This window comes from Streptomyces sp. MBT65 (assembly GCF_016612545.1).
In the GTDB taxonomy this organism is placed as follows: domain Bacteria; phylum Actinomycetota; class Actinomycetes; order Streptomycetales; family Streptomycetaceae; genus Streptomyces.
In genome coordinates, this window is record NZ_JAENRY010000406.1 from 1 (window position 1) to 6,382 (window position 6,382).

Below are 6,382 nucleotides of genomic sequence, written 5' to 3' on the forward strand. Positions count from 1 at the left end.
TCACCAACCACACCCCCGCCACCACACACACCCCGCCCCACCCGAAGTGGCTGAACGCCGGACCCGCGAGGGACGAGGCGAGGGCGCCGCCCGTGAAGCCGGCGACGACGTACGCGGTGTTGGCGGTGGCCGGGGTGGAGGTGGTGGTGAGGGCGAGGGTCTGGTTGGCGACGTGGGAGGCGACCAGGGCCACGTGGACGGCGATCGCGGCGACGAACAGCGCCCACAGGACATGCCCGCCGAGCCAGAACAGCGGCACCGACACCGCCGCGAGCGCGTACGCGGAGCGTACGACCCTCTCCGCGCCGAACCGGTCGACGAACCCGCCCGCGAGCGGGGCCACCGCGCCGGCCGCCAGCCCGAAGAGGCCGAACAGCCCGGCGGTCGCGGTCGAGAAGCCGTAGGAACCACCGGTGAGCAGCAGGGCGAGCGTCGTCCACAGGGCGCTCCACGCGCCGAACATCCCCGCCTGGCGCAGGCATGCGCGCCACAGGTCCGGTGAGCTGCGGACCAGGCCGGGCAGCGCGGCGATCCCGGCGAACAGCGGGCCGGAGCCGCGGCGCTTCTCGGACGGGAGGACGTACGCGGTGGCGAGGCCGAGGACGAGGGTCAGGGCGGCCGAGCCGACGAAGACGACCCGCCAGCCGTAGGCCTGGCCGACCAGGCTGCCCACGACGCGCGCGGCCACGATGCCGGTGAACAGGCCCGCTATGACGGCCGCGACATGGCGGGCGCGGTGGTGGGCGGGGGCGCGTTCGGCGACCAGCGGGACCAGGAGCTGCGGGACGACGGTCGCGGCGGCGGCGACGAAGACGGCCACCGCGAGGGCGGCGGTCCCGGGGGCCGCGGCACCGGCGAGCAGGGCCGCCGTGGTGGCCACGGAGAGGGCGGCGACCAGGGGGCGCCGGTTCACGCGGTCGCCGAGCGGGGCGAAGAAGAGGAGACCGGTGGCGTAGCCGAACTGCGCGACCGAGGCGATCCATGCCACCGCGGACGGGGTCGAGCCGAAGTCGTGGGCGATGAGGGGGAGCAGCGGGCCCGCGAGATAGATGTTGGCGGCCGTCACGGCCGTACAGACGGCGATGAGGACGAGGAAGAGGCGGCCGGCGGCCGTGGGGACCGGCGTTCCCGTCGGGACCTGCACCGGCTGAGCTGTGGTTGCGGAGGACATGAGCGGGAGGACTCCTTCGAGCCAGCTCTAGCAACTAACTGGTTGGTTGGAAGCTGGAACAGCATGCGGCGCACCGGAATTCCCTGTCAACCAAATAGTTGGTTACCGCCGCCCGCCGAGTACGCTGGCCGCATGGGAGTCAGAGACCCCGAGGCCACCAAGGCCCGGATCTTCGAGGCGGCGGTCGCCGAGTTCGCCCGGTACGGCATCGCGGGCGCCCGTATCGACCGCATCGCCACCGAGGCCAAGGCCAACAAGCAGTTGATCTACGCCTACTTCGGCAACAAGGCGGAGCTGTTCACCCAGGTCCTCGGCAGGTCCATGCTCGATCTGGCCGTCACACTGCCCGTCGACCCGGACGACATCGAGGGCTGGATCGACCGCCTCATGGACTACCACGAGGCCCACCCCGAACTGCTCCGCCTCCTCTTCTGGGAGGGCCTGGAGTACGGCACCGCCGAACTGCCCGACGAGACCGGGCGCCAGGAGCACTACGCGTTCAAGGTCGCCGCCCTTCAGGACGGCCAGGACCGGGGTGTCGTGAGCGACGCGATCCCGGCCCGCGACCTGCTGTTCCTGCTGGTCGCGATGGCCAACTGGGGTGTCGTGGTCCCCCAGATGCGCCGCGTGCTGGTCGGCGCGGACGACACGGACCGCGACCGCCTCCGCGAGTCGGTCAAGGAGGCGGCGCGCCGACTGATCGCCAAGTAGCCCTGTTACCGGGCTAGTTGGTACCGATCCGGGCGAGCAGATCCACGATCCGCGACTGGACCTCCGTGCTCGTCGACCGCTCGGCGAGGAAGAGCACGGTCTCACCCGAAGCGAGCCGCGGCAGGTCGGCCTCGTCCACCGCAGCCGTGTACACGACCAACGGTGTGCGGTTGAGCTGCCCGTTCGCCCGCAGCCAGTCGACGATCCCGGCCCGCCGCTTGTGCACCTGGAGCAGATCCATCACCACGAGGTTGGGCCGCAACTGCCCCGCCAGCGTCACCGCGTCCGCGTCGCTCGCGGCCCGCGCCACCTGCATCCCGCGCCGCTCCAGCGTCGCGGTCAGCGCCAGCGCGATCTCCGCGTGCTCCTCGATCAGCAGCACCCGCGGCGGATGCTGCTCACTGTCCCGCGGCGCGAGCGCCTTCAGCAGGACGGCGGGATCGGCGCCGTAGGCCGCCTCGCGGGTCGCCTGTCCGAGCCCGGCGGTGACCAGCACGGGCACCTCGGCCGCGACGGCGGCCTGTCGCAGCGACTGCAACGCCGTCCGCGTGATCGGCCCGGTCAACGGGTCCACGAACAGCGCCGCCGGGAACGCGGCGATCTGCGCGTCGACCTCCTCGCGCGAGTGCACGATGACCGGCCGGTACCCGCGGTCGCTCAACGCCTGCGTGGTCGTCACGTCCGGCGCGGGCCACACCAGCAGCCGACGCGGATTGTCGAGCGGCTCCGGGGGCAGCTCGTCGTCGAGCGGCTGCGGCCGAGGCGTGTCCGCGATCTCGACGGCCCCACCGGGCCCGTCCAAGGGCTCCGGCCCCTCGGCCGCGTTCTCGTCCGGTGCTCCTATGGCGTACGACCGCCCGGCCCCCTCGGTCATCTGCGCGAGCCGCGACTGCCCGGCCATGGAGGGCTGCGCCTGCTGACCCTGAGGATGCGGACGCGCCGCCCCGGTGGGAGCGGCATCGGGCCGCGTCCCCAACTTCCGCCGCCGCCCGCCACCGCCCGGCTGATGCGGCGGAGGCGTGGCGGTCGGCACCTGCACCTGAGCGGCCTGCCGCGTGAACGGCACCCCCTGCCCCAAGGTCCGCACACTGATCGCCCGCCCCTGAGTGGAGTTGGGATCGACGGGAGCGGCGGCCGCCTCGGCGGGCAACGGCTGAGCGGCCCGCGCCTGCGCGCCGACGGGGGCGCCGGGCACAGCCGTATTCGGGTTCGGCTGCGCGTTCGCTTCCGCGTTCGGAGCTACGGCCATGTCGGCGCCGTTCGCCGGTACGGGCGCGCCCGGGGCCACCGCCACGCCGGGGTTGCCCGCGGCCGGGTTCGGCTGCGCGGCGGGCAGAGCCTGCGGCGGGACCGGCTCACCGGGCCGGCCCTGCGCCGGGGCGACCTGCCCGGGGATGCCGTGCGGGGAGACGGGTTGCCCCTGGGCGGGGGCGAGTTGACCGGGAATGCCCTGGGGCGGGATCGGCTGACCGGGGGCTGGCTGCCCTTGGATTCCCTGGGCCTGGCCTTGGCCCTGACCCTGGATTCCCTGACCCGGGATCCCTTGCGGCGAGACCGGCTGCCCGGGGAACGCTTGCTGCCCTTGCGCTGCTCCCTGCCCCTGGATCCCCTGCGGCGACACCGGCTGCCCGGGGTTGCCCTGCGCAGGAATCCCCTGGCCGGGAACCGCCTCCGCCGGGAGCGGCAACGGCTGGCCCGCCGGGGTCTGCCCCGGGGCGGGAAGGCTCTGCGCGGGGGCGAGTTGCATGGCGGCACCGGGCTGCCCGGCGTTCTGCCCGGGCAACGAGACGGCACCCCCGGCCTGCACCGGCACACCCACGGGAACACCCTGACCCTGCGCCGGAACCACCGCACCGGGCTGCCCCTGCACCTCGACGCCGGCCTGAACCGGGGCACCGGCCTGGACCGGCACCGACTCCCCGGCCTGCGGCTGAGGTTGGGGCTGCGGCTGGGCAACTGCCCGACGCCGTCGTCCGGTTGGCGCACTCGCGGGATGCGGCTGCGGCGGAGTGTGGTCGTCGGACTGGTCGAGCGGAACGGCGTCGTGCCGCCCGTCCTCAACGGGATGACCACCGGGAACGCCCCCGGGAACCTGCCCGGGAATCTGCCCAGGCACAACCGGAACGCCCTGAACTCCCGGAGCCTGCGCGGCCGTTGCCGCGGAGACCTCCGGCGTCCGGTCCGCCTCGGCCGGCGGCAGCGCGAACACCGTCCGCGCCCCCGCCTCCTGCGCCGCGGCCCGCTCGGCGGCGGCCGCCAGCGCCCGCCTACGACGCCCGGTCGGCTGCCCGTCCTCATCGCTGGAGCCATCGGAGCCATCGGAGTCGGCAGCGACACCGGAGCCGCCGCTCGCGGGCAACGCGGCCGGCAACGCCTGCCGTTCGCCCCCGGCCGGCACACCCCGCGGCGACACGGTGCCACCCAGCCCCGTACCGGAAGCCGCGGTCCCGGCGGCATGCTCCGCCGCCGTCATCACGGCACCCTCGGACACACCCCCGGACCCGCCCTCGACCACTCCTTCGGACAGCTCACCGGCCGCGCCCTCGGCCGCCCGCCCGCGCCGCCGCCCGGTACCGCTGGAACCGCCGACGGACGCACCGTCGCCGCCCGCTTCACCGGCCGGCACCGCCCCCGATTCGTCGCCCGCACGCCTTCTGCGCCGACCCGTGGGCACCGCGGCCTCGCCGCCGTCGCCGCCACCGGTGTCGTCGGAGCCGCCGCCCGGCACCTCGCTCTCCAGGAACGCGTCCACGGAGGAGCGCCGGGCCCGCCGACGTCCGTTGCTGCCCGCGGTGCCCGATGCGGGCTCGGGCAGGGCGAGTTCGGCGCCGCCACCGCTCGCGGCCGGAGCCGCGACGGCCCCCGCCCCGCCCCCGATGGGCACCTCCAGGACATACGCGCTGCCGCTCATGCCCGGCACGTCGTGGGTCTGGAGCACACCGCCGTGCGCCCGCACGATCCCGCGCACGATCGGCTCGTGCACCGGGTCTCCCCCGGCGTACGGCCCGCGCACCTCGATCCGTACGACCTCACCGCGCTGCGCCGCCGCCACGACGACCGTGTTGTCCATGTAACCGCCCGTCGACGCGGGTGAGTTGCCGGTCGCGTCCACGCCGGCCACGTCCGCGACGAGGTGCGCGAGCGCGGTCGCGAGGAGCCGGGGATCGACCTCGGCCTCGATCGGCGGCGCGTGCACGGCGAACTGCACCCGTCCAGGACCGATCAGTTCCACGGCCCCGTCGACACCGGCCGCGACCACCGCGTCCAGCATGACCTTCGTCCGCGCGATGTCCTCGGCGCCGGTCTCCAGCCGCTGATAGCCGAGCACGTTGTCGATGAGCTGGGTGATGCGCGAGTAACCGGCCGACAGATGGTGAAGGACCTGATTGGCCTCGGGCCACAGCTGTCCGGCGTCGTCCGCGGCCAACGCGGCCAGTTCGCGGCGCAGTTCGTCGAGGGGCCCGCGCAGGGAGCGTCCCAGCAGCGTGAGCAACTGCTCGTGCCGCCCGGCGAGTTCCTCGTACCGGTCCTTCTCGCGCTCCCCGAGCGCGGCGTACCGCTCCTCGTTCGCCGCGAGTTCCTCCTCGTGCCGCTCCTGGAGTTCCTCGGTCTCGGTGATGTGCTTCTGGCGCAGCGAGGTCAGCTCGGAGGCGTGCTCCTCGTCGATCCGCTCCAGCTCGTCCCGGTGCAGCTTGTCGGCGGCCTCCTTCTCCTCGGCGAGCGAGTCGTAGGGCCGCCGGTCGGTGAAGGTCATCACGGCGCCGACGAGTTGATCGCCGTCGCGCACGGGTGCGGTGGTGAGGTCGACGGAGACCCGGTCCCCGTTCTTGGCGAACAGCACCTGCCCGCGCACCCGGTGCTTGCGCCCGGACCGCAGGGTGTCGGCGAGCGGCGACTCCGCGTACGGGAACGGCGAGCCGTCCGCCCGCGAGTGCAGTACGAGGGTGTGCAGCTCCTTGCCGCCGAGATCGCTGGCGCGGTACCCGAGGATCTGCGCGGCGGCCGGATTGACCAGCACGACCCGCCCGTCCGTGTCCGTCCCCACGACGCCCTCGGCCGCCGCGCAGATCCTCGGGTACCGCGCCAGCGATCTCGGCGGCAAGGAGCCGNTAGCCGTCGTAGGCCTGCTGGCCGTCCTCCAGGTTGGCGCTGGTGACCTCGACGGGGAACTCGGAGCCGTCGGTGCGGCGGGCGGTCATGCGGGTGGGCTTGGTCCGGCCGCGCGGGTCCATCGAGTCGGGGCGGCGCATGGAACCCGGGATGAGCCGGGAGTCGAACTCCGGCAGCAGGTCCAGCAGTCCGCGCCCGACGAGCGCGGTGCCCGGCGCCTCGAAGGCCTCCAGCGCGATGGTGTTCGCGTTGACGACGGTCCCGTTGGCGTTGACCAGCACCAACGCATCCGGGAGCGCGTCGAGTATGGCTGCGAGGCGAGCAGCGCCTCGGGATGGCCTGCTGCTCACGAGACGCTTCCTCCCTGTTACCGCACCTTGCCGACCGCGG

General features: G+C 74.0%; 2 protein-coding genes and 1 pseudogene. 1 reads left to right on the forward strand and 2 read right to left on the reverse strand.

The features are described 5' to 3' along the window. Positions 1-1,171, reverse strand: a 1,171-nt coding sequence (locus tag JHN63_RS46410; RefSeq protein WP_200691164.1) for an MFS transporter, incomplete at its 3' end; no start/stop codon positions are given. Positions 1,172-1,303: 132 nt separating this feature from the next. On the opposite strand from JHN63_RS46410, the gene JHN63_RS46415 reads away from it, so the two are divergent. After that, complete coding sequence (locus JHN63_RS46415; RefSeq protein ID WP_200691165.1) at positions 1,304-1,882, forward strand: TetR family transcriptional regulator; 579 nt, start codon at positions 1,304-1,306, stop codon at positions 1,880-1,882. Positions 1,883-1,895: 13 nt separating this feature from the next. On the opposite strand, the pseudogene JHN63_RS54120 reads toward JHN63_RS46415, so the two are convergent. Beyond that, positions 1,896-6,342: pseudogene (locus JHN63_RS54120) on the reverse strand (PAS domain-containing protein). Positions 6,343-6,382 lie beyond the last annotated feature (40 nt).